We start from the raw sequence: 16,943 nt of genomic DNA, 5'->3' as shown, positions 1-16,943 counted from the left end.
AAGGCTTTTAGGGGGGCTAAAGGCTTTTAATTTCCCCTGACTAAGAGTAGCTAGGGGTGCTTCCTCTTATTCTCCCCTTTAATAAGAGTAGCTAGGGATGCTTCCTCTTATTCCCCCTTTAGTAAGAGTAGCTAGGGATGCTTCCTGCTTCCTCTTATCCCCCCCTTAGTAAGGGGGGTTAGGGGGGTAGAAACAGATGGTAATGTTAGTCATTTTGTTCATGTTGATGTTTTCCTGAGTTATTAATCATCAAAAGTGATATTTAATTTGTAAAGGATTTGTAATAACAAAGTCTAATATTTATAAACTGGTTGAATTAAATACCTCGGAGACTTTTAAGTTTAATTCTTTAAGTCCAGGAGAGGCAATTAAATCATCGTTGGTAAAATTACCGATTTCCCTATAGGTATCTCCAGTTAGTTCTAAGACTAAAATGGTTTGAGTTTGAGGATCAACTATCCAGTATTCGGGAATGCCACAATCTTGATATTGTAATTTTTTGGCGATGTAATCTCTTTCTCTTTGAATTTCCCCAGGACTAACCACTTCAATGACTAATAAAGGTGGTGACATGGAAAGAAGAATGGTATTTCTCTTGGAGAGTAATTGAATATGTTCTTCTCGAATAATGGTCAAATCAGGGTAACGGTTTTTCGGTTCACCTCTGACTTCTAATTCTAAGCCATGACCTCTAACTCTATCAGTTCCTAGTATTAAAGCAAAAACCAAAAAAAGGCGATTAGCAATTTGAAAATTAAACCCTGATTCTGGTGGTATTTCTACCAATTCTCCATTAAATAATTCACAGAGTTTTTCTGAATTATCGTCATATTGTAAATACTCAGCAAAGGTTTGAAAGCGGGGTTTCGTGATTAACATCAATTTGACTCCGTTTTAAATGATTTATAATAATAAAGTCTAATATTTTCAATTCTCGTTTTTTCTAATTCGCTTAGAAGAATGTGCCAGAAAGTACAAAGGCTTTTGTCAAAGGTACAAACCGAAGGAGAAGAAGACCCCAACCCAATGCCACTGGGGTAGTAAGCTGTTGGCTGGGGTGCATCTCTCGAAACAGGTCAAACCACTCACCCAAAAAAATCTAAGTCTCGTCTTGTTCAAACCCCGTGCCAGGTATCGGAAAGCCCCGAATTAACAAGGATTGTCCGTCAATTCGTTGATGCTAACCGTGCGCCTTGGCAAGTAGAAAAAGAGTTTTGACATTTTTTGAAGTGAGTGCTAGAATCAAGGGGACTACTCTGCGTCGTCGCCTGCAAAAGGATTGCCAATTCCCATCGCTACACAATGGTGGGGTGTCAGCCCTGTAGTATCACCCTCAGAGGCAGTGGTATTGATTTCCCGTTGGACGGGTGCGGTTTGTTGGGGTTTGATATTTTTCTTGGTCATGTTGATCATGGTTTGTGTCTCGACATTTTCAAAAATTTAGGAATAGTGTAAACTGCTTTTGAGTTTGGTTAGATTTTTGTAACACTTTTTAACAATTCTTTTGCAAATATATTAAATATTCCAGTGCAGTGTGAGTTTCTGTCTGCAATTAATCGCAAAAATACTCACCCCAAAAAATCTAAGTCTCGTTTTTTCCCACCGTGCCAGGTAACGGAAAGCCAGCACTGTATTAACCAAATATTTCTGGTGAGATTCTGTCTGAAATTAATCAGGTGGATGCCAACCCGCTTCAACCCAATTTTTACGGACAATAACAGCCAGATTATTATTTAATCTTAAAGCAATAATTGTCGCTCTACCACAAGCCGTTATTCCCATAATTTCTGTTCCCTCTGGGCTCCAAGTAAAATGTTCTTGCCATTTTTGAAGGCGAGGATTAAATAAAGAAACCAACTCCTCAGATTCAGAATCGATAGCCTCAGTTTGTATCCACTTATATTGATTACATAATTCACAAGCTAAACATAAATTATCTTCTGTATTAGCCCCACCTTTAGCTACGGGCTGGATATGATCAATTTGTAGTCTGCCCATAATATAATCTTGGTGACTAAGGCAATATTCACAGCGATTTCCTGCTCGTTGTCGAATCCTTTGGCGTAAGGCTTCTGTGAGAAAACTCATGGTAATAAAGGGTCTCTTAATCCTCGTCTAAAGGCTTCAGCTAACGCCGTTGATTTTCTTAATTGTCCCATTTGATAAATTGAGATTAAAACCAATAATTCATAGCCTTCAGCTTCAGTCAATCCGGTATTTTTTCCCTGAGCTTGTAGTTCTCCCAAACGTTGATTTTGGACTGCATCCATTTTTAAATTAGCTAATTCAATAACTTCGGCATCTAAAAGATTGGAAACTTCAACATGATTGCCACTTTTTGAAAAATTATTAAAAGCAGGTAAAATGATTTCTAGGGTATCAACTAAAACCTCTGATAGCTCTCGCGCCGTAGCATTTCCTAGACGTTGAGCAGATTCCAGTAAACTTTCAGGTAAATTAATCGTGATTTGAGTCATTTTTCCTGTTAAGATTTAATTGGGTTTACCCTAAGATTATAGCCCATATAATTCTGCCAAAGGTATAAAGCCAAAGAGAAGACCCCAACCCAATGCCACTGGGGTAGTAAGCTGTTGGCTGGGGTTCATCTCTCAAAACATGGTTTGTTTCTCCACATTTAGTTGAAGTTGAATTTGAGAGCATCCTAAATTAAAGATAGGCTACTTGTCAAGATTTTTGTTATAATTATTGACCTAATATTTCTGGTGAGATTGTGTTTGAGTGAGGTAGTGGTAGAATGGACTAGGTAAGTAAAAGTCGTTGGCAAAAGTCTTTATAACTTTCACCAACCCCGCCCTAAAAGTGCGGGGATTGTCTAAACCAATTTAGACAACGAAAGAGGCGAATACCGCAAAAGACATAGTTTGGTACACACTTCCAAATACTTCCCTAGTTTGGATTATCTGTAAGCCTGATTGGTAAAGGCGTTGGGTCAAGCCAAGACATCTTAAGTATGGGGGTTCTACAACTCGTCATCGCTTCCGTAAGGGGGACTTAGTGAAATGTCCCAAGGGTGTTGGTTATGTGTCAGGAGACACCGAAAGACAAGTATCTGTCAGCGATGCTAATTGGAAACGGTTAGGGCAGATTGCTTCTAGTAAAGTACAGTTAATTCGCCGTTCCAACGGGTTGATTGTTACCTAGAAGATTTTGTAAAGCCGTCCTTCGCTTCGCTAAAGGACGGGGTTTCAAACCCAATTTTTCGATGAAAGCAATTCAATCTACTGGAAAGATAGATAAGGTAGGTCAATTATCTTTAGACTACCCAATTAAAGGGACTCCACCCAGTTCCGTAAGAGTTATTATTCTTTGGGAAGAAACAGAAACAGAGGTTAATGAATTTTGGGAACAAATCAAAGAATATCAACAACATCCTTTAATGTCAGCAGAACAATTACAACTGGAATTAAAACAATCTTTGACCGAAGCAGGTTATGATTCAAGGGAGAAAATTGTTGATCTTGTCCAAGATATTAAACGAGAAATATCTCAAGAACGTCAACTTACTTCACTACTGCATCTCACCAAATTACTGAAGAATAAAAACTAGCTATTTTTTGATCGGCGGTAATAATATCGGCTTGGTTTCTTTGGGCAATTGCTACAACTACTCTATCTGCCGGATCTCGGTGTTCCCATTCTAACATTCTAACTTAACACTGTCTAACCAAATTTCCTCATCTATTGGGATAATCCGCACAACCTCAGACCTTTTAAGAGTAGCAATATAGTCATCAATATCCACTCCTAAATCTAATTTGCGGTTTTTAATCTTAATCGCTATTTCCCAGACTGCTATTGATGGCACTAAACCATTTTTTTTCTGTTCCATCTGTTCACAAGCTTCCTTTGCCTTTTGAGAAAGTTTGTCTGGATCTAAACTCCACCAAATTAGAGCGCAAGTATCAAGAACGATTTTTATATTTCCTGCCATTCTTCCGTTGTTGGGGTAGTTAAATCTTCAAAATACTGAACTTTTCCTCGCATATTCTTAAATAATTCCGCCGTTGAATAACTTTTTTTATATGGGGAAATTCTCACCACTGGTTTACTCCCCTCTGTCACCAAAATATCTTCTCCTTGTGACTCCACAATTTGCAACAATTCTAGTAAATTAGCTTTTAATTGAGTTTTGTCAACAGTTTTCATAAAATTTTTTTTCCCTTGTATCCCAATTTTTTCTCGTATCTTCAGCTATTTTACAATAAAAGTAAACTCAAAGCGAAGAACCCAAGCCGATCACCCTGGGGTAGTAAGCTGTTGGCTGGGGTTCATCTCTCGAATAAGACTCCAACTACTTTTGAGGTAAATGTTAGAATTAAGGGGGCTACTCCGCGTCGTCGCCGGCAAAAGGCAAGCCCGGCACCGATTCCCCAGTAAGCCACACCGACCACGAAGCTGCGGTGATCCCTTTAGCACCAACGGTAGCTGTAGTATTTTCCCGTTGCACAGGAGCGGCTTGTTGGGGTTTGAGGTTTTTCTTAGTCATGGTTTGTGTCTCCAAATTTTATGAGTTTTGAATTTAGGGAATCATAACTTAATGCTTTAGGATTTGTCAAGGTTTTTGTAATGATTGTTAGCCCAATATTCCCGAACCATATTCCCCGTGAGATTGCGTCGTTCTGTCGTTATTTTAAAATCAAAAATCAAACAAAATTTATACGACAAATGCCCAAAAAAGTTGGAGAATTGAAACAAATGTTAATGTTACAGAAAGCAGGATTTATACTCTTGCCTAAACGGGGAAAAGGTAGTCATTCTTACTGGATTCATCCCCTTTTACCGAAACCTGTCGTTCTCTCTGGTAAAGACAGCAAGGATGCAAAAAACTATCAGGAAAAAGATATAATGGCAAGCATAAAAGAACCAGAACAATTAGAACAAGGAGATGAACAATGAAATATAGTATTTTGATTCAGTGGTCTGAAGAAGATCAAGCTTATATTGCTAGTTTACCTGAGTGGGGACAATATGCACGGACTCACGGCGAAACCTATGAAGAAGCACTAGAAAACGCGAAGGAAGTTTTAGAAGATTTAGTGTATGGTTATGAGCAAATAGGGAAACTTTTGCCAGAACCAAAGACATTACAGGTCGCTTGAAACCGATTAGTAATTTATGTTGCTCCTTATTCCCCCCTTAGTAATAGTGGCTAAAGTTGCTTATTATTCCCCCTTACTAAAGATGATTAAAAGTGCTGTGCTTCTTATTCCCCCCTTACTAAGGGGGGCTAGGGGGGTAGAAACTCAGGTAAGTGTTAGGAATTAAGGGGACTACTCCGCGTTGTCTCCAGCAAAGGGAGTACATTGTCTGGTGAAAATATCACACTCTGTACTAGCAAATAATGCTTTTTCACCTTGACAAGAAGTTGTTGTCACTTGACGTTGTACCGGGGCAGATTGTTGGGGACGGATATTTTTCTTGATCATTGTTTGTGTCTCCAGATTAGTTGAAGTTTGACTGACTGGATGATAATCTAAGGTTATGCTGGTGGTTGAGTCTTTGTAATGATTATTAACAATGCTTATTAGCAAATAGGTAAAGTTTCTCTATACAATGCTCAAGAGTAGAGTGCTTCTAATGTAAACTAAAATTATTTGATCGATAACTATAACTATGCCAGATTTAACTACTATTCGTGGAATACCTGAACTTTGGACTCATACAAAAGGCGACTCTCGGATTAAAATTGCTATCCTTGATGGTGCGGCAGACTTAGACAGGGCTTGTTTTAAAGGGGCAAATTTTACTCAATTTAAACCCTATTGGACAGAAGATATTGAACTCAATGATGAGTATTATCATTATTTAAAATTAGCGACAGAATTTAATCAACAACAAAAAGCCAAAAAACAAGACCCCGACCACGATAAAGAAGAAGCCAAAAAAGAACGCGAAGCCTTCTTTAAGGATTTTCCTAAACCCATTCAGACACGGATTGATTTATCTAGTCATGCGACCCATATTTCGAGTACAATTTTAGGACAACACGGCTCTCCTGTTGCTGGTATCGCGCCTAATTGTACCGCGATTAATATTCCTATTTCCTTCGCTGGAGATGATTTTATCTCCTTTGTTAACCTCACCCATGCGATTAACGAAGCCTTAAAAGCTGAGGTTAATATTATTCATATTGCAGCTTGTCATCCCACTCAGTCAGGAATGGCTCAAGAAATCTTTGCCCGGGCGGTGAAACAATGTCAAGATAGTAATATTTTAATTGTGGCTCCGGGTGGTAATGATAAAGGCGAATGTTGGTGTATTCCTTCGATTTTACCCGATGTTTTAACAGTGGGAGCAATGCGTGATGATGGACAACCTTTTAAGTTTAGTAATTATGGGGGTGACTATCAACAGAAAGGGGTGATGGCTAACGGTGAAAATATCTTAGGGGCTGAACCTGGAACAGATATTCCTATTAAACAACAAGGGACAAGTTGCGCTGCACCTATTGTTACCGGAATTTCGGCTTTATTAATGAGTATGCAACTGCAACGAGGAGAAAAACCGAATGCAGAAACCGTGCGACAAGCTATTTTAAAAAGTGCTATTCCTTGCGACCCCAAAGAAGTAGAAGAACCCGAACGCTGTTTATTAGGAAAACTAAATATTCCCGGGGCTTACAACTTATTAACAGGAGAACTATTAACAACAGTTGAAACGTCTAAAATTAGACCCTCAGAAATTACTATTTCGGTTAATACTGTTACTCCTATTAAGAGAATAGAAAATACAATTAACAGCCAGTTACTAACTTTAAGTGATGTCGCTACTCCTAGGAGTTCTTCAGCCGTAGCGGTGGCTAATATTACCACGAGTCAACCCACTAACGGGATTACCGCTAGTGCAGTTTCTAAACTAGTTTATGTTTTAGGAACAATTGGTTATGACTTCGGCAGTGAAGCCAGACGAGATAGTTTTAAACAGTTAATGCCACCCGTAGAAATTGACGGAATAACCATTCCAGCTAATCCTTATAATGCTTCTCAACTTGTCAATTATTTAGCTGAGAATCCCTCGGAAAGTAAGTCCTTAATTTGGACTATTAATCAAGAATTAAATCCTATCTATGCCCTAGAAATAAAAGGTGGTTTTGCTGCTGATATTTACGAAATGCTGAACTTAATATTAGCCGGACAAATTGAACCTGAAAGTAGCGATGATTATGTGGAAAGGGTGAGTATTCCTGGACAAATTACTGATAAAACAATTACCCTATTTTCAGGTCAAGAACTTCCAGTTATCACTATTACTAACATCAGGGGAATGTACGGTTGGAAAGTCAACGGTTTAGTGGATGCAGCCCTACAAACTCTTTCTGAAGAACTAGCCGACGCTAACGAAATTGAAATGCGAAGATCTCTGAGTAGTTTTCTGAAACGAGTTTATTTTGATTTGCAAAATTTAGGAAAAACATCTAAAGATCGGGCATTAAATTTTGCAGCAACTAACGCTTTTCAAGCCGCTTCTAGTTTTGCTCAAGCTGTTTCTACCGGGATGGAATTAGATACAATTGAAATCGAAAAAAGTCCCTTCTGTCGGGTTAATAGCGATTGTTGGGATGTGAAATTAAAGTTTTTTGATCCCGAACGGGGTTTGAGAGCCAAAAAGGTTTATCTTTTTACCATTGATGTAAGTTATATGATTCCGGTTACATTGGGACAAGTTCGTTCTTGGTCTGTACCGAAATAGAGATAGGTGAGTATTACATTTAACCGATGCGGGCTGGGTGTTGACCGTTGACAGTTGACGTTTACCACTTGACTGTTGAGGTATTAACACCCTTTCTCCGCATCTTAAAAATGTATTCTTTTTGACAATAACTGTTCTTCTAAGGCCGCAATACGGTTATAGGCGGCAGTGAGTTGGGCCGTTAGTCGTTGAATTTGAATGTCGGCGGTCAGAGAGGGTTCTTGACTATAGTAACTGGTTTCTATATATTCATCATCAATCAAAATATCTTTGTGTTCCTGTTGGGATAGACCTTTGCGGGTCTGGGGAACATTGGGGAGGGACGGGGGAAAAACTATGGTTTTATCGGATGAGTTCGGGGTTTCTTCTGGAGACAAATGATCAGAGACTTGATTCGTAAGCTGTGTGATGATCTCGTATAAGGCATCTACTTTGTGGGTCAAAGTGACGACTTTTTGGGTCAGTCCATCCATAAAAATACTCCTGTTTCAGTAAAAAATTTCCTAAGCTGATCCTAGACAGCACAGAAGCGAAGACCCAATTATTTACTAAATTATTTAACCTTTTGCTTAAGTTTTATGGCAAGGAATAGGGAATAAGCAATTAATCTCAAAACGAGAGTCTTTTTATTATTTTAAATAATCTCGATTTATAAAATTAATTTAAAATCTCCCTATTCTGGAAAAAAAACCCACATTTCTCAATAATAGTTAAGTTTTCCTTATTCCCCAAAGCAAGAAAAATCACTCAATTTCAAAGTTTTGTCATGAAATTTAGATTTTTGATCACAGAGATCTTGAAAAATTGAAACAATTAGTGTACTTATAGCCTAACTCCACCGCCCGGTAGATACTACGAACGGTCTCAATTAAACTGTTCCTGCCCATCGGCGGAAAATGATTGCCAGTTTGAGTCTGTTATGATTAGATTAAGAATTGTGACAAAAGTTTTACTTTTACCTCTTTTGTGAGGGGATTCCGCCCGTTCATATCGTGTTTAGGAGCAGCCACCAATGAAAGCCCTGATCCAGCAAAACCCCCGTGAGATTGCCTCCCAAGTGGCGGACTATTTTAGCCGCAGTGTGGGAAATTGGTATTCAGAACGGCGCTACTACACACTTCCAGAAGGAGACACCCAAGAAGTTGCCAGCGACATTACCGTGGAGTTTTTAGAACCGGGTTGTCCTGATCTGCTCGATATTGCTCAATTACACCAATTAGATGACCCGATGCTCCTCAGTTGTGGGTCAAAAGTCACCTGGAAAAGCTCCAATTCCATCTCCGGTAAAAAAATGTCCACCGGATCAACTCGGTTTGGGGTCTGTGACACCTTACTCTATCGAGATCAGGGGTTTATGACTCCCAAACCTGTTGTCGCCAAATATTATCTGCTCGATACCAATACGTTATGCCTCAGAAGCGAGTACAATGGTTCTGTGTTTGAAGAAGAAATTAAATTGGTGGGTCAACGATACCGCACCCGGCAAACGATTATTTCACGCGCCGGAGAACAAACCATGATCGGTCAGTATTTAGAGAAACGGATTGAATAGCGATAGTGAAGCGAAGGTTTTTTCTACAGGGAATCAGTGCTTTAACTTTAAGTCAGGTCGTAGCTGGATGTAAACAAGCTGCGGCACTGACAGTGGAAGTTCTCAAGGGTTCTGTTCCCGTGCAAATGGCGAACAAATTTCGACAACAGTCTGACCGAGGGGCGGTGAATTTTGTTCCCCAAGCCCAACTCAAAGATTTATTTGAACGCTTGGAAAAAGGGCAATCCAAACGTCCAACTCAGCCGTCGTCCCAAGCTGATTTGGTGATGATTGGGGATTTTTGGTTACATTCAGCCATTCAACAAAAGCTGATTCAACCCCTTGACCCGAAATTATGGCCCGCTTGGTCACAACTTCCATCCCGTTGGCAAAATATTGTCCGACGCAATGCTCAGGGTAAAGTCGATCCCAAGGGGCAAATTTGGGCGGCACCCTATCGTTCGGGTAGTACAGTAATTATTTATCGGGTTGATAAGTTTAAGGGGTTAGGATGGACACCGAAAGATTGGAGTGATTTATGGCGTCCAGAATTACGTCACCGCATTTCTTTACCTGATCAAGCCAGGGAAGTTATTGGTTTAACCTTAAAAAAATTAGGTCATTCTTATAATACACCGGATTTAAGTAAAGTCAAAAACTTGGAATCCGAACTGCTTAAACTTCATCAAAATATTAAACTTTATGATTCTAATAGTTATCTCAAACCGTTAATTTTAGGGGATACTTGGTTGGCGGTGGGGTGGTCTACGGATATTTCGCCAGAAGTTCAATATCAGAATGGTTTAGCCGCCGTTGTTCCTCAATCGGGGACGGCTTTATGGTCAGATTTATGGGTGAAACCTGCGGGGGTTCAATCTTCTCCTACCGCGACTTTAGCAGATAATTGGATTGATTTTTGTTGGTCGCCTCAAGTTGCGACTCAACTCTCATTATTAACCGGGACAACATCCCCAATTATTTTGGAAATGAATCCACAGGAGTTACCCCAATCTTTAAGGGAAAATCCTCTATTATTTCCCGATAAAGCTATTTTAAAAAAAAGTGATTTTCTCGAACCCCTTTCGCCTAATTCCCTGAAACAGTATCAACAGTTATGGGAAAAAATTAGACGGGGAAAGTTACAGTGAATTGCTTTGATTATAGAATGCGATCGCCAACCCCAAAAACACAGAACAATTTTTAGCTATAATATTATATTAACCTCTATTTTATATTTTAGGAATAATGCTAACTGCGGGAACTTTACTTAACCATCGGTTTCGCCTAAAATGCCAACTGAATGAAAATCCCATTCGCCAAACCTGGTTAGCGGATGATTTAATACTTAAAGATAAAGCGGTTGTCAAATTATTAGCATTGGGAGGTTCAATGCAATGGGAAGATTTAAAATTATTAGAACGAGAAGCACAAGTTTTAAAACAACTCAATCATCCCCGTTTAGTCAAATATCGAGATTATTTTTCCCTGGATGATCACAATATTTGGTTTGCTTTAGTCACCGAATATATTCACGGTGATTCCCTCAAGCAAAAATTAGACAATCATCATCTATTTACTCAACAACAACTTTACTGGATCACCTTTGAAGTTTTAGAAAATCTAAATTATTTACATCAACTTCATCCACCTATTTTACATCGGGATATTAAACCCAGTAACTTAATTTGGGGAGAAGATCATCATATTTATTTAATTGATTTAGGATCGGTACAAATTCAACCGAGAACCCCCGGATCAAGTTTTACTGTGGTGGGAACTTTTGGGTATACTCCCATTGAACAATTTGGCGGTTTGGCTATTCCAGCTTCCGATTTATATAGTTTAGGAGCCACATTAATTCATCTATTAACGGGCGTTCCTCCGGCAGAATTACCCCAGGAAAACTTTAAAATAAAGTTTAATGGCGATACCCTTAATCCAGCGTTTAAAAGTTGGTTAGAAACCTTAATAGAACCCGCCGTAGAATCTCGGTTTGCTACCGCTCAAATGGCTTTATCTGCGTTAAATTATCAACCTAAACAGCCTTTGAAAACAATCTCAGAACCTCGTTTAAAATTATCCCAATCTGCTGACCAGTTAAAAGTTGATATTCCCTCTCAGTTTTCCCTACAATATATTTCTCCAGTCCAGAAATTTTTATTCAATCAGATCAATTTAGTTAAAAAAGGTTGGGAAATTGTTCCGGGATCGATTATAATTAAAGGATTGGGATTAGGTGCGATCGCTTCTTTTATTACCTATAAAACTTATACTATTTTAAATCCGGCTATCTGGCAACAGTTTGACCTAGGGTTAGTTATTCTATTCTATTTAATTTTATTAGGGATTCCCGTGGGGATAATTGGATTAATTTACAAAGCCATTATTGATTATAAACCCTTTGAAAAAGTCCGACTCAATTTTAATAATAAAACCTTTGAGATTTTCTGGTCTTCTTATTTACCCTTTCGCAAACAAGGTGAAATCTCCCAAATTCAACAAATTAACTTAATTAGAACTACCGATAATCAGGGTAATTTTTATCCCAGCTTAGAAATTGTCACCCAAGAACCCAATATTTTCTTTTTATCCCGTCGCAAAACCTATCGTTTTGGGCATCAATTACCCGAAGAAGAATTAAAAGGATTAAAACAGGAATTGCAGAAATGGCTTGCTTCTCAAACCAATCTCCCTTAAACTAAAATATTATTATTAATCAACTTAGGATCTGTAATTTTATGGCATGGTTTGAACGTATTTTTGGTGCGGTCACGGGTCAAATTCCCAGTAAACCTGATAATAATGTTGTACAACAGGCGGCGGCCAGTGCTGCCCTTCCCCCCGAAAGAATTGGCATTGCGGGAGAATATGATGAAAGCGGGTTAGCTAAACGGGTGACTTTAGCGTTTGATGAAGACCCCGAACTTACAGATATTGGTTCCCTGTGGGTGTCCCAAAAAGGTGCAACGGTAGTTCTTAAAGGAAAAGTCCCCAGTCAAGGTTTTCTGGAAAAAGCCGTTAATATTGCCGAATTTCAAGCTGGAACTTTGAGTGTTGATACTTCCCAGGTGAATATTGAGTAGGGGAGCAGGGGGAGTAGAGGAGCAGGGGAGGCAGGGGAGGTAGGGGGAGCAGGGGAGGTAGGGGAGGTAGGGGGAGTACCGGGAGATGGGGAAATAATGGAGAGTGGCAAACCCATAGTTAACGCCCCATAGGTCTGTTTTCGGTGTTTGTTTCCTCTGTTCTGTACAATTGAATTAAGAAACTTTTATTTTGCTTTTGTAACTTTAATCAATGTCTATATCAGAGTTAGAGAGTTCTCAAGAACCCTTAGAGAAAAAAGTCCATTTGCCTAAAACCAGTGAATCTGAAACCTTAAAACGGATTCGACATACTGCGTCCCATGTAATGGCCATGGCTGTTCAGAAACTGTTTCCCAAGGCACAAGTCACCATTGGCCCTTGGATTGAAAATGGGTTTTATTATGATTTTGATAGTCCCGAACCCTTTACCGAAAAGGATTTAAAATCCATTCAAAAGGAAATGGTTAAGATTATCAAACGCAAACTCCCCGTAATTCGGGAAGAAGTCAGTCGGGAACAAGCCCAAGAGCGTATCCAAAAACTGGGAGAACCCTATAAACTAGAAATCCTGGCGGGGTTACAGGAACCCATTACCCTCTATCATCTAGGCGAGCAATGGTGGGATTTGTGTGCGGGGCCCCACGTTGAGAATACGGTTGATATTGACCCGAACGCCATTGAACTCGAAAGTGTGGCCGGAGCTTACTGGCGCGGGGATGAAACCAAAGCCCAACTCCAACGGATTTATGGAACCGCTTGGGAAACCCCCGAACAATTAGCCGAACATAAACGCCGCAAGCAAGAAGCCATCAGACGTGACCATCGCCGTTTGGGTAAGGAGTTGGGACTGTTTATCTTCTCCGATTTGGTCGGGCCAGGATTACCCCTGTGGACACCTAAAGGAACCCTATTAAGAAGTACCCTAGAGGATTTTCTGAAACAGGAACAGGTGAAGCGGGGCTATTTGGGCGTCACGACTCCCCATATTGGTCGGGTAGATTTATTTAAAACCTCGGGACATTGGCAAAAATATCAAGAAGATATGTTCCCGATGATGGCTGACGATGAGGAAGCCAAAACCAACGAACAGGGGTTTGTCCTTAAACCCATGAACTGTCCGTTTCATATCCAAATTTATAAAAGCGAGTTACGTTCCTATCGGGAACTTCCCATGCGGTTAGCCGAATTTGGAACCGTTTATCGCTATGAACAATCAGGAGAATTAGGGGGTTTAACTCGGGTTCGAGGCTTTACCGTTGATGATTCCCATTTATTCGTTACTCCCGAACAATTAGAGGATGAATTTCTCAAAGTTGTGGATTTAATTCTGTTTGTTTTTAAGAGTTTACAACTGACCAACTATAAAGCCCGACTGAGTTTCCGTGACCCCAGTTTAGATAAATATATTGGGTCGGATGAAGTTTGGAATAAGTCAGAAGCAGCAATTCGTCGGGCGGTAGAAACCCTAGGAATGAACTATTTTGAGGGTATTGGAGAAGCCGCTTTCTATGGCCCGAAATTAGACTTTATCTTCCAAGATGCCTTAGAGCGGGAATGGCAATTGGGAACCGTTCAGGTGGATTATAACTTACCCGAACGCTTCGATTTAGAGTATGTGGCCGAAGATGGCACCCGTCAACGGCCGGTGATGATTCATCGTGCCCCCTTTGGCTCCTTGGAACGATTAGTGGGAATATTGATAGAGGAATATGTGGGGGATTTCCCCATCTGGTTGGCCCCGGTACAATTCCGACTATTACCCGTCAGTCAAGAATTTCTCCCCTTTGCTCAAGAAATTGCCCTCAGAATGCGCTCTGCTGGAATTCGGGCGGAGGCGGATGCGAGTAGCGAGCGTTTAGGGAAATTAATCAGAAATGCCGAGAAAGATAAAATTCCGGTGATGGCCGTGGTTGGGGCTAAGGAAATAGAAGCTAATTGCTTGAATATCAGAACTCGGGCGGATGGAGAGTTAGGAGCCATTCCGGTTGAAGATGTCATTCAACAACTGCAACAGGCTATTTCGAGTTACGGGAATTTTACCAAGACGGTATAAATTCAGGCTGACACCTAGACAGAACCATCTGATAGGATTGATCTGTCATAACTATAGACTGGATTTGAAACAATGACTGAAGCATTCGATTTCCCTGGGACATTTTCCATGGGGGAATATAACTTATTTTTTATTTTGACGACCCTATTCCCCGATAAAGTCGGTGTTAACAGTGTCTTTCGGGTGCTTCAGTTATTGAAAACTATAATAACTATAAAAAAAACCCAAAAAAATTATGAGTGGAACCAAAAAAGAAGTAGAATCCTTGTTGAGTAACCTACCTGATGATTGTTCACTGGAGGATGTTCAGTACCATCTCTATGTAATCGAAAAAGTCCGTCATGGACTTAAGATTCACGAAACGACCAGGAATCTCATACAAGAGGAAGCAGAAGGTTTATTAAGTAAATGGGTTATCAAGTAGTTTGGTCGCCTCAAGCCATTGATGATATTGATGCAATTGCTGCTTACATTGCACGGGATTCAATTTCTTATGCGGCGGCGGTTGTCCAGAGAATCATTGAGGTTACGCGCAACTTGAGCAAGGCTCCTGAAGCGGGAATGATTGTTCAAGAATTTGGCGATGAAAACATCCGGGAACAATTTGCTTACACCTATCGAGTCATTTATCAAATCCGAGAAGACATTGTTACCATTGCCTCTGTTATTCATGGCAAAACTTTATTGAACATTGAATTGAGTCAACAGTAAATTTTTATTTCATCCCCGTAGAGACGTTGCATGCAACGTCTCTACAAGTTTTTTAGGGTTTGACGAAAGGATTTGACAGCAACTAAAGGATTAGGATGTTGTACATATTCGGCTAATATTGTTAAATTGATATCGGGGAGAATTTCACTATTATTGATTAATTCATAGCCTGATGTTTGCTGAAATTGTTCAAAATTTTCAGACCGGAAATGATAGACAAAAAACCGATTATTCTGCCAAAACCAAACCTCACGGACTCCTAATCTTTGATAGACTTCTAAACGATTAATTCCCCCACTGGTAATCACAACTTCTATGGCTAAATCGGGAATTTCCTTATTACTTCCAATACAATAACTTTCATCGGGTTCGGTTCCCCCGCGCTGTTCTGGGTTGCGCAATGTCATCGAACCGGTGGGATAATATTCTGTATCTGTTTCCAAAAAATAGACTTCTAAAAGGGTTCCAATCTGGGTTTTAATCCTTTCATGATTACGACTAGGTGACATAATTTCTAAAATTCCATCCAAATAGGTTAAGCGAAATTCCAAACTATCCCCTAATTGAGTTAATAGGGTTTCATAATATTCCCAACTCACCTTATCTGTAATATAACGAACTTCTGAACCTTGGAGGTTTTCTTCAGGATTAAGTAAAGTTTCCAGTTTACTCGCCAACATAGTTAATTCTCCTATTTCACAAAATTATATCAAAAACCCCCGTTGTTGCGCTTCAGCGCATCCTCATCCCTATCATAAGTTAACTTAAGAGAGACGCGCCATGGCAATCAAGAGAGACGTGCCATGGCACGTCTCTACGGTAAAACCCGTTAAATAATCTGAGTCATTTTTATTTTAAAACATCCGTAAAAGTTGCACAATGGGCAGGTAAATTATAAACCCCAGGATGAATCGGATTTTGATAACTAAAATGGCGATAATCTAAGCAAAAACGATCCCAATCTGCCATTTGAATTCTAAATAACCAGATAAAAAAGTTAGCCAAACTCGGAGATAAATTAAAGCGAAAATAAATCCGTTTATGATAATATTCACAAGCCATTTCTATCGCTTGATTTAACGTAATTGCCGGATTTCCTAAAACAAATTGTTCCGTTTCTGAGGAAATGGGAGGATGATTCACTAAATAATATACCACTTGAGCAATATCGGCGGAATGGATAAAATGGAAACTTGCATCCGCTTGAAACCAACGAATTAAACCCATCCATTTCACCACATCAGAAATGCCCCCCGACAAATGGGAATAGGGTTTATTTTGTTCTCCCCCTAAAACCAAAGTCGGAAATAATACCCTTAAAGGCGGTAAACTAGGAGCTATTTTTAATAATTCCTGTAAACACTCATATTTAGTTCTAATATAATCCGTACCAATTTCTCCCGCTTCAGGTAATAAATTATTATTTCTATCTAAAATACTAGCGGTTGAAAAATACAAAATTTGTTCACAAACTTGGGGATTTAATAATTTTACTAACTCTAAATTTGCCTTAACATTAATCTCTAATACCTCTTGATATCCTCCCCAAGCGGTGGCAATTAAAATCACCGTATTAATTGTAGGTAATAAATCTTTGAATTTATCAAGTTCTCTTAAATCCCCCTGAATAATATGAATACCCGGACGACTTTGATAATCAAATCCTAATTTTTGGGGATTTCTAACAAGTAGAAATAATTCATCCTCGGTATTTTGAATTAGTTTCTCTACAACATAATGACCAATACAACCACTCGCACCCGTCACAAAAATTCGCTTTTTCATATTATTAATAATTACTCCTACCCTCCTATGGGGCGGGTTTAGATAATTCATGGGTGCGTATTTCAAGATT

General features: G+C 39.4%; 23 protein-coding genes. 11 read left to right on the top strand and 12 right to left on the bottom strand.

The window, feature by feature from the left end; genetic code table 11:
- Nucleotides 1-300 precede the first annotated feature (300 nt).
- The 4 genes from AC2D3N_RS04205 to AC2D3N_RS04190 form a co-directional block, all read right to left on the bottom strand.
- Nucleotides 301-879: a Uma2 family endonuclease gene (locus AC2D3N_RS04205; RefSeq protein ID WP_484692873.1), complete on the bottom strand. Its 579-nt coding sequence runs from the start codon at nt 877-879 to the stop codon at nt 301-303.
- 372 nt (nt 880-1,251) lie between these two features.
- Nucleotides 1,252-1,404 carry an anacyclamide/piricyclamide family prenylated cyclic peptide gene (locus tag AC2D3N_RS04200; RefSeq protein ID WP_484692872.1) on the bottom strand — a complete coding sequence of 51 codons (153 nt, stop codon included), beginning with the start codon at nt 1,402-1,404 and terminating at the stop codon, nt 1,252-1,254.
- Nucleotides 1,405-1,668: 264 nt separating this feature from the next.
- Nucleotides 1,669-2,088 (bottom strand): HNH endonuclease, encoded by a 420-nt coding sequence (locus AC2D3N_RS04195; RefSeq protein WP_484692871.1) that lies wholly within the window; start codon nt 2,086-2,088, stop codon nt 1,669-1,671.
- Nucleotides 2,085-2,477 carry a hypothetical protein gene (locus AC2D3N_RS04190; protein WP_484692870.1) on the bottom strand — a complete coding sequence of 131 codons (393 nt, stop codon included), beginning with the start codon at nt 2,475-2,477 and terminating at the stop codon, nt 2,085-2,087. Before AC2D3N_RS04190 ends, AC2D3N_RS04195 begins: the two co-directional genes overlap by 4 nt.
- A gap of 538 nt (nt 2,478-3,015) precedes the next feature.
- On the opposite strand from AC2D3N_RS04190, the gene AC2D3N_RS04185 reads away from it, so the two are divergent.
- Entirely contained in the window at nt 3,016-3,162 is a 147-nt protein-coding gene (locus AC2D3N_RS04185) for a hypothetical protein (RefSeq protein ID WP_484692869.1), read from the top strand.
- A 61-nt stretch (nt 3,163-3,223) separates the two neighbouring features.
- Nucleotides 3,224-3,568, top strand: coding sequence for a hypothetical protein (locus AC2D3N_RS04180; RefSeq protein ID WP_079678521.1), 345 nt, complete (start codon nt 3,224-3,226; stop codon nt 3,566-3,568).
- Here the strand turns inward: AC2D3N_RS04180 and AC2D3N_RS04175 are convergent.
- The 4 genes from AC2D3N_RS04175 to AC2D3N_RS04160 form a co-directional block, all read right to left on the bottom strand.
- On the bottom strand, nt 3,540-3,665 hold the full coding sequence (locus tag AC2D3N_RS04175; protein ID WP_255377593.1) for a PIN domain-containing protein: 126 nt from the start codon (nt 3,663-3,665) through the stop codon (nt 3,540-3,542). The genes AC2D3N_RS04180 and AC2D3N_RS04175 overlap by 29 nt on opposite strands.
- Nucleotides 3,659-3,952 (bottom strand): type II toxin-antitoxin system VapC family toxin, encoded by a 294-nt coding sequence (locus AC2D3N_RS04170; protein ID WP_200816751.1) that lies wholly within the window; start codon nt 3,950-3,952, stop codon nt 3,659-3,661. Before AC2D3N_RS04170 ends, AC2D3N_RS04175 begins: the two co-directional genes overlap by 7 nt.
- Nucleotides 3,937-4,167: a type II toxin-antitoxin system Phd/YefM family antitoxin gene (locus tag AC2D3N_RS04165; RefSeq protein WP_079678520.1), complete on the bottom strand. Its 231-nt coding sequence runs from the start codon at nt 4,165-4,167 to the stop codon at nt 3,937-3,939. Before AC2D3N_RS04165 ends, AC2D3N_RS04170 begins: the two co-directional genes overlap by 16 nt.
- Nucleotides 4,168-4,345: 178 nt before the next feature.
- Nucleotides 4,346-4,507 (bottom strand): anacyclamide/piricyclamide family prenylated cyclic peptide, encoded by a 162-nt coding sequence (locus tag AC2D3N_RS04160; RefSeq protein ID WP_484692868.1) that lies wholly within the window; start codon nt 4,505-4,507, stop codon nt 4,346-4,348.
- Nucleotides 4,508-4,587: 80 nt separating this feature from the next.
- On the opposite strand from AC2D3N_RS04160, the gene AC2D3N_RS04155 reads away from it, so the two are divergent.
- A complete protein-coding gene (locus AC2D3N_RS04155) occupies nt 4,588-4,917 on the top strand; it encodes a type II toxin-antitoxin system HicA family toxin (protein ID WP_234996663.1) in 330 nt (109 codons plus the stop codon).
- 11 nt (nt 4,918-4,928) lie between these two features.
- Entirely contained in the window at nt 4,929-5,120 is a 192-nt protein-coding gene (locus AC2D3N_RS04150; protein WP_369821836.1) for a type II toxin-antitoxin system HicB family antitoxin, read from the top strand.
- 171 nt (nt 5,121-5,291) lie between these two features.
- Here the strand turns inward: AC2D3N_RS04150 and AC2D3N_RS04145 are convergent, their stop codons facing one another.
- Complete coding sequence (locus tag AC2D3N_RS04145; RefSeq protein WP_484692867.1) at nt 5,292-5,447, bottom strand: anacyclamide/piricyclamide family prenylated cyclic peptide; 156 nt, start codon at nt 5,445-5,447, stop codon at nt 5,292-5,294.
- Nucleotides 5,448-5,634: 187 nt separating this feature from the next.
- Between AC2D3N_RS04145 and AC2D3N_RS04140 the strand changes: the two genes are divergently transcribed.
- Nucleotides 5,635-7,710 (top strand): S8 family peptidase, encoded by a 2,076-nt coding sequence (locus tag AC2D3N_RS04140; RefSeq protein WP_484692866.1) that lies wholly within the window; start codon nt 5,635-5,637, stop codon nt 7,708-7,710.
- Nucleotides 7,711-7,814: 104 nt separating this feature from the next.
- Here AC2D3N_RS04140 and AC2D3N_RS04135 read toward each other — a convergent pair whose 3' ends face one another.
- Nucleotides 7,815-8,183 carry a hypothetical protein gene (locus AC2D3N_RS04135; protein ID WP_079678515.1) on the bottom strand — a complete coding sequence of 123 codons (369 nt, stop codon included), beginning with the start codon at nt 8,181-8,183 and terminating at the stop codon, nt 7,815-7,817.
- A 539-nt stretch (nt 8,184-8,722) separates the two neighbouring features.
- Between AC2D3N_RS04135 and AC2D3N_RS04130 the strand changes: the two genes are divergently transcribed.
- The 6 genes from AC2D3N_RS04130 (at nt 8,723) to AC2D3N_RS04105 (ending at nt 15,088) form a co-directional block, all read left to right on the top strand.
- Nucleotides 8,723-9,262, top strand: a complete 540-nt coding sequence (locus tag AC2D3N_RS04130; protein ID WP_484692865.1) for a phycobiliprotein lyase — start codon at nt 8,723-8,725, stop codon at nt 9,260-9,262.
- Between the two features lie 5 nt (nt 9,263-9,267).
- Nucleotides 9,268-10,389 carry an extracellular solute-binding protein gene (locus AC2D3N_RS04125; RefSeq protein ID WP_079678513.1) on the top strand — a complete coding sequence of 374 codons (1,122 nt, stop codon included), beginning with the start codon at nt 9,268-9,270 and terminating at the stop codon, nt 10,387-10,389.
- Between the two features lie 97 nt (nt 10,390-10,486).
- Nucleotides 10,487-11,938, top strand: a complete 1,452-nt coding sequence (locus tag AC2D3N_RS04120) for a serine/threonine protein kinase (RefSeq protein ID WP_484692864.1) — start codon at nt 10,487-10,489, stop codon at nt 11,936-11,938.
- Between the two features lie 41 nt (nt 11,939-11,979).
- Entirely contained in the window at nt 11,980-12,324 is a 345-nt protein-coding gene (locus AC2D3N_RS04115) for a phospholipid-binding protein (protein WP_484692863.1), read from the top strand.
- A 211-nt stretch (nt 12,325-12,535) separates the two neighbouring features.
- The gene (gene thrS / locus AC2D3N_RS04110; protein WP_484692862.1) at nt 12,536-14,377 is read left to right on the top strand and encodes a threonine--tRNA ligase; all 1,842 of its coding nucleotides are present in this window, start codon (nt 12,536-12,538) and stop codon (nt 14,375-14,377) included.
- Nucleotides 14,378-14,785: 408 nt separating this feature from the next.
- Nucleotides 14,786-15,088: a type II toxin-antitoxin system RelE/ParE family toxin gene (locus tag AC2D3N_RS04105; protein ID WP_079678509.1), complete on the top strand. Its 303-nt coding sequence runs from the start codon at nt 14,786-14,788 to the stop codon at nt 15,086-15,088.
- Between the two features lie 41 nt (nt 15,089-15,129).
- On the opposite strand, the gene AC2D3N_RS04100 is transcribed toward AC2D3N_RS04105, so the two are convergent.
- Both AC2D3N_RS04100 and AC2D3N_RS04095 read right to left on the bottom strand, forming a co-directional pair.
- On the bottom strand, nt 15,130-15,768 hold the full coding sequence (locus AC2D3N_RS04100) for a Uma2 family endonuclease (RefSeq protein WP_079678508.1): 639 nt from the start codon (nt 15,766-15,768) through the stop codon (nt 15,130-15,132).
- 169 nt (nt 15,769-15,937) lie between these two features.
- A complete protein-coding gene (locus AC2D3N_RS04095; RefSeq protein ID WP_484692861.1) occupies nt 15,938-16,873 on the bottom strand; it encodes an NAD-dependent epimerase/dehydratase family protein in 936 nt (311 codons plus the stop codon).
- Nucleotides 16,874-16,943 lie beyond the last annotated feature (70 nt).

Source organism: Planktothrix sp. PLAVEN19ND (assembly GCF_057220675.1).
The sequence above is the reverse complement of the archived record's forward strand: the minus strand, read 5'-3'. Positions and strand labels throughout refer to the sequence as shown.

What these genes read in the sequence shown, in the direction of transcription:
- AC2D3N_RS04145 (WP_484692867.1), bottom strand. Translation starts at nt 5,447, where the DNA reads ATGATCAAGAAAAATATCCGTCCCCAACAATCTGCCCCGGTACAACGT.
- AC2D3N_RS04095 (WP_484692861.1), bottom strand. Translation starts at nt 16,873, where the DNA reads ATGAAAAAGCGAATTTTTGTGACGGGTGCGAGTGGTTGTATTGGTCAT.
- AC2D3N_RS04170 (WP_200816751.1), bottom strand. Translation starts at nt 3,952, where the DNA reads ATGGCAGGAAATATAAAAATCGTTCTTGATACTTGCGCTCTAATTTGG.
- AC2D3N_RS04120 (WP_484692864.1), top strand. Translation starts at nt 10,487, where the DNA reads ATGCTAACTGCGGGAACTTTACTTAACCATCGGTTTCGCCTAAAATGC.
- AC2D3N_RS04160 (WP_484692868.1), bottom strand. Translation starts at nt 4,507, where the DNA reads ATGACTAAGAAAAACCTCAAACCCCAACAAGCCGCTCCTGTGCAACGG.
- AC2D3N_RS04100 (WP_079678508.1), bottom strand. Translation starts at nt 15,768, where the DNA reads ATGTTGGCGAGTAAACTGGAAACTTTACTTAATCCTGAAGAAAACCTC.
- AC2D3N_RS04180 (WP_079678521.1), top strand. Translation starts at nt 3,224, where the DNA reads ATGAAAGCAATTCAATCTACTGGAAAGATAGATAAGGTAGGTCAATTA.
- AC2D3N_RS04130 (WP_484692865.1), top strand. Translation starts at nt 8,723, where the DNA reads ATGAAAGCCCTGATCCAGCAAAACCCCCGTGAGATTGCCTCCCAAGTG.
- thrS (WP_484692862.1), top strand. Translation starts at nt 12,536, where the DNA reads ATGTCTATATCAGAGTTAGAGAGTTCTCAAGAACCCTTAGAGAAAAAA.
- AC2D3N_RS04200 (WP_484692872.1), bottom strand. Translation starts at nt 1,404, where the DNA reads ATGACCAAGAAAAATATCAAACCCCAACAAACCGCACCCGTCCAACGG.
- AC2D3N_RS04175 (WP_255377593.1), bottom strand. Translation starts at nt 3,665, where the DNA reads ATGTTAGAATGGGAACACCGAGATCCGGCAGATAGAGTAGTTGTAGCA.
- AC2D3N_RS04105 (WP_079678509.1), top strand. Translation starts at nt 14,786, where the DNA reads ATGGGTTATCAAGTAGTTTGGTCGCCTCAAGCCATTGATGATATTGAT.
- AC2D3N_RS04195 (WP_484692871.1), bottom strand. Translation starts at nt 2,088, where the DNA reads ATGAGTTTTCTCACAGAAGCCTTACGCCAAAGGATTCGACAACGAGCA.
- AC2D3N_RS04155 (WP_234996663.1), top strand. Translation starts at nt 4,588, where the DNA reads ATGATTGTTAGCCCAATATTCCCGAACCATATTCCCCGTGAGATTGCG.
- AC2D3N_RS04205 (WP_484692873.1), bottom strand. Translation starts at nt 879, where the DNA reads ATGTTAATCACGAAACCCCGCTTTCAAACCTTTGCTGAGTATTTACAA.
- AC2D3N_RS04165 (WP_079678520.1), bottom strand. Translation starts at nt 4,167, where the DNA reads ATGAAAACTGTTGACAAAACTCAATTAAAAGCTAATTTACTAGAATTG.
- AC2D3N_RS04190 (WP_484692870.1), bottom strand. Translation starts at nt 2,477, where the DNA reads ATGACTCAAATCACGATTAATTTACCTGAAAGTTTACTGGAATCTGCT.
- AC2D3N_RS04135 (WP_079678515.1), bottom strand. Translation starts at nt 8,183, where the DNA reads ATGGATGGACTGACCCAAAAAGTCGTCACTTTGACCCACAAAGTAGAT.
- AC2D3N_RS04115 (WP_484692863.1), top strand. Translation starts at nt 11,980, where the DNA reads ATGGCATGGTTTGAACGTATTTTTGGTGCGGTCACGGGTCAAATTCCC.
- AC2D3N_RS04140 (WP_484692866.1), top strand. Translation starts at nt 5,635, where the DNA reads ATGCCAGATTTAACTACTATTCGTGGAATACCTGAACTTTGGACTCAT.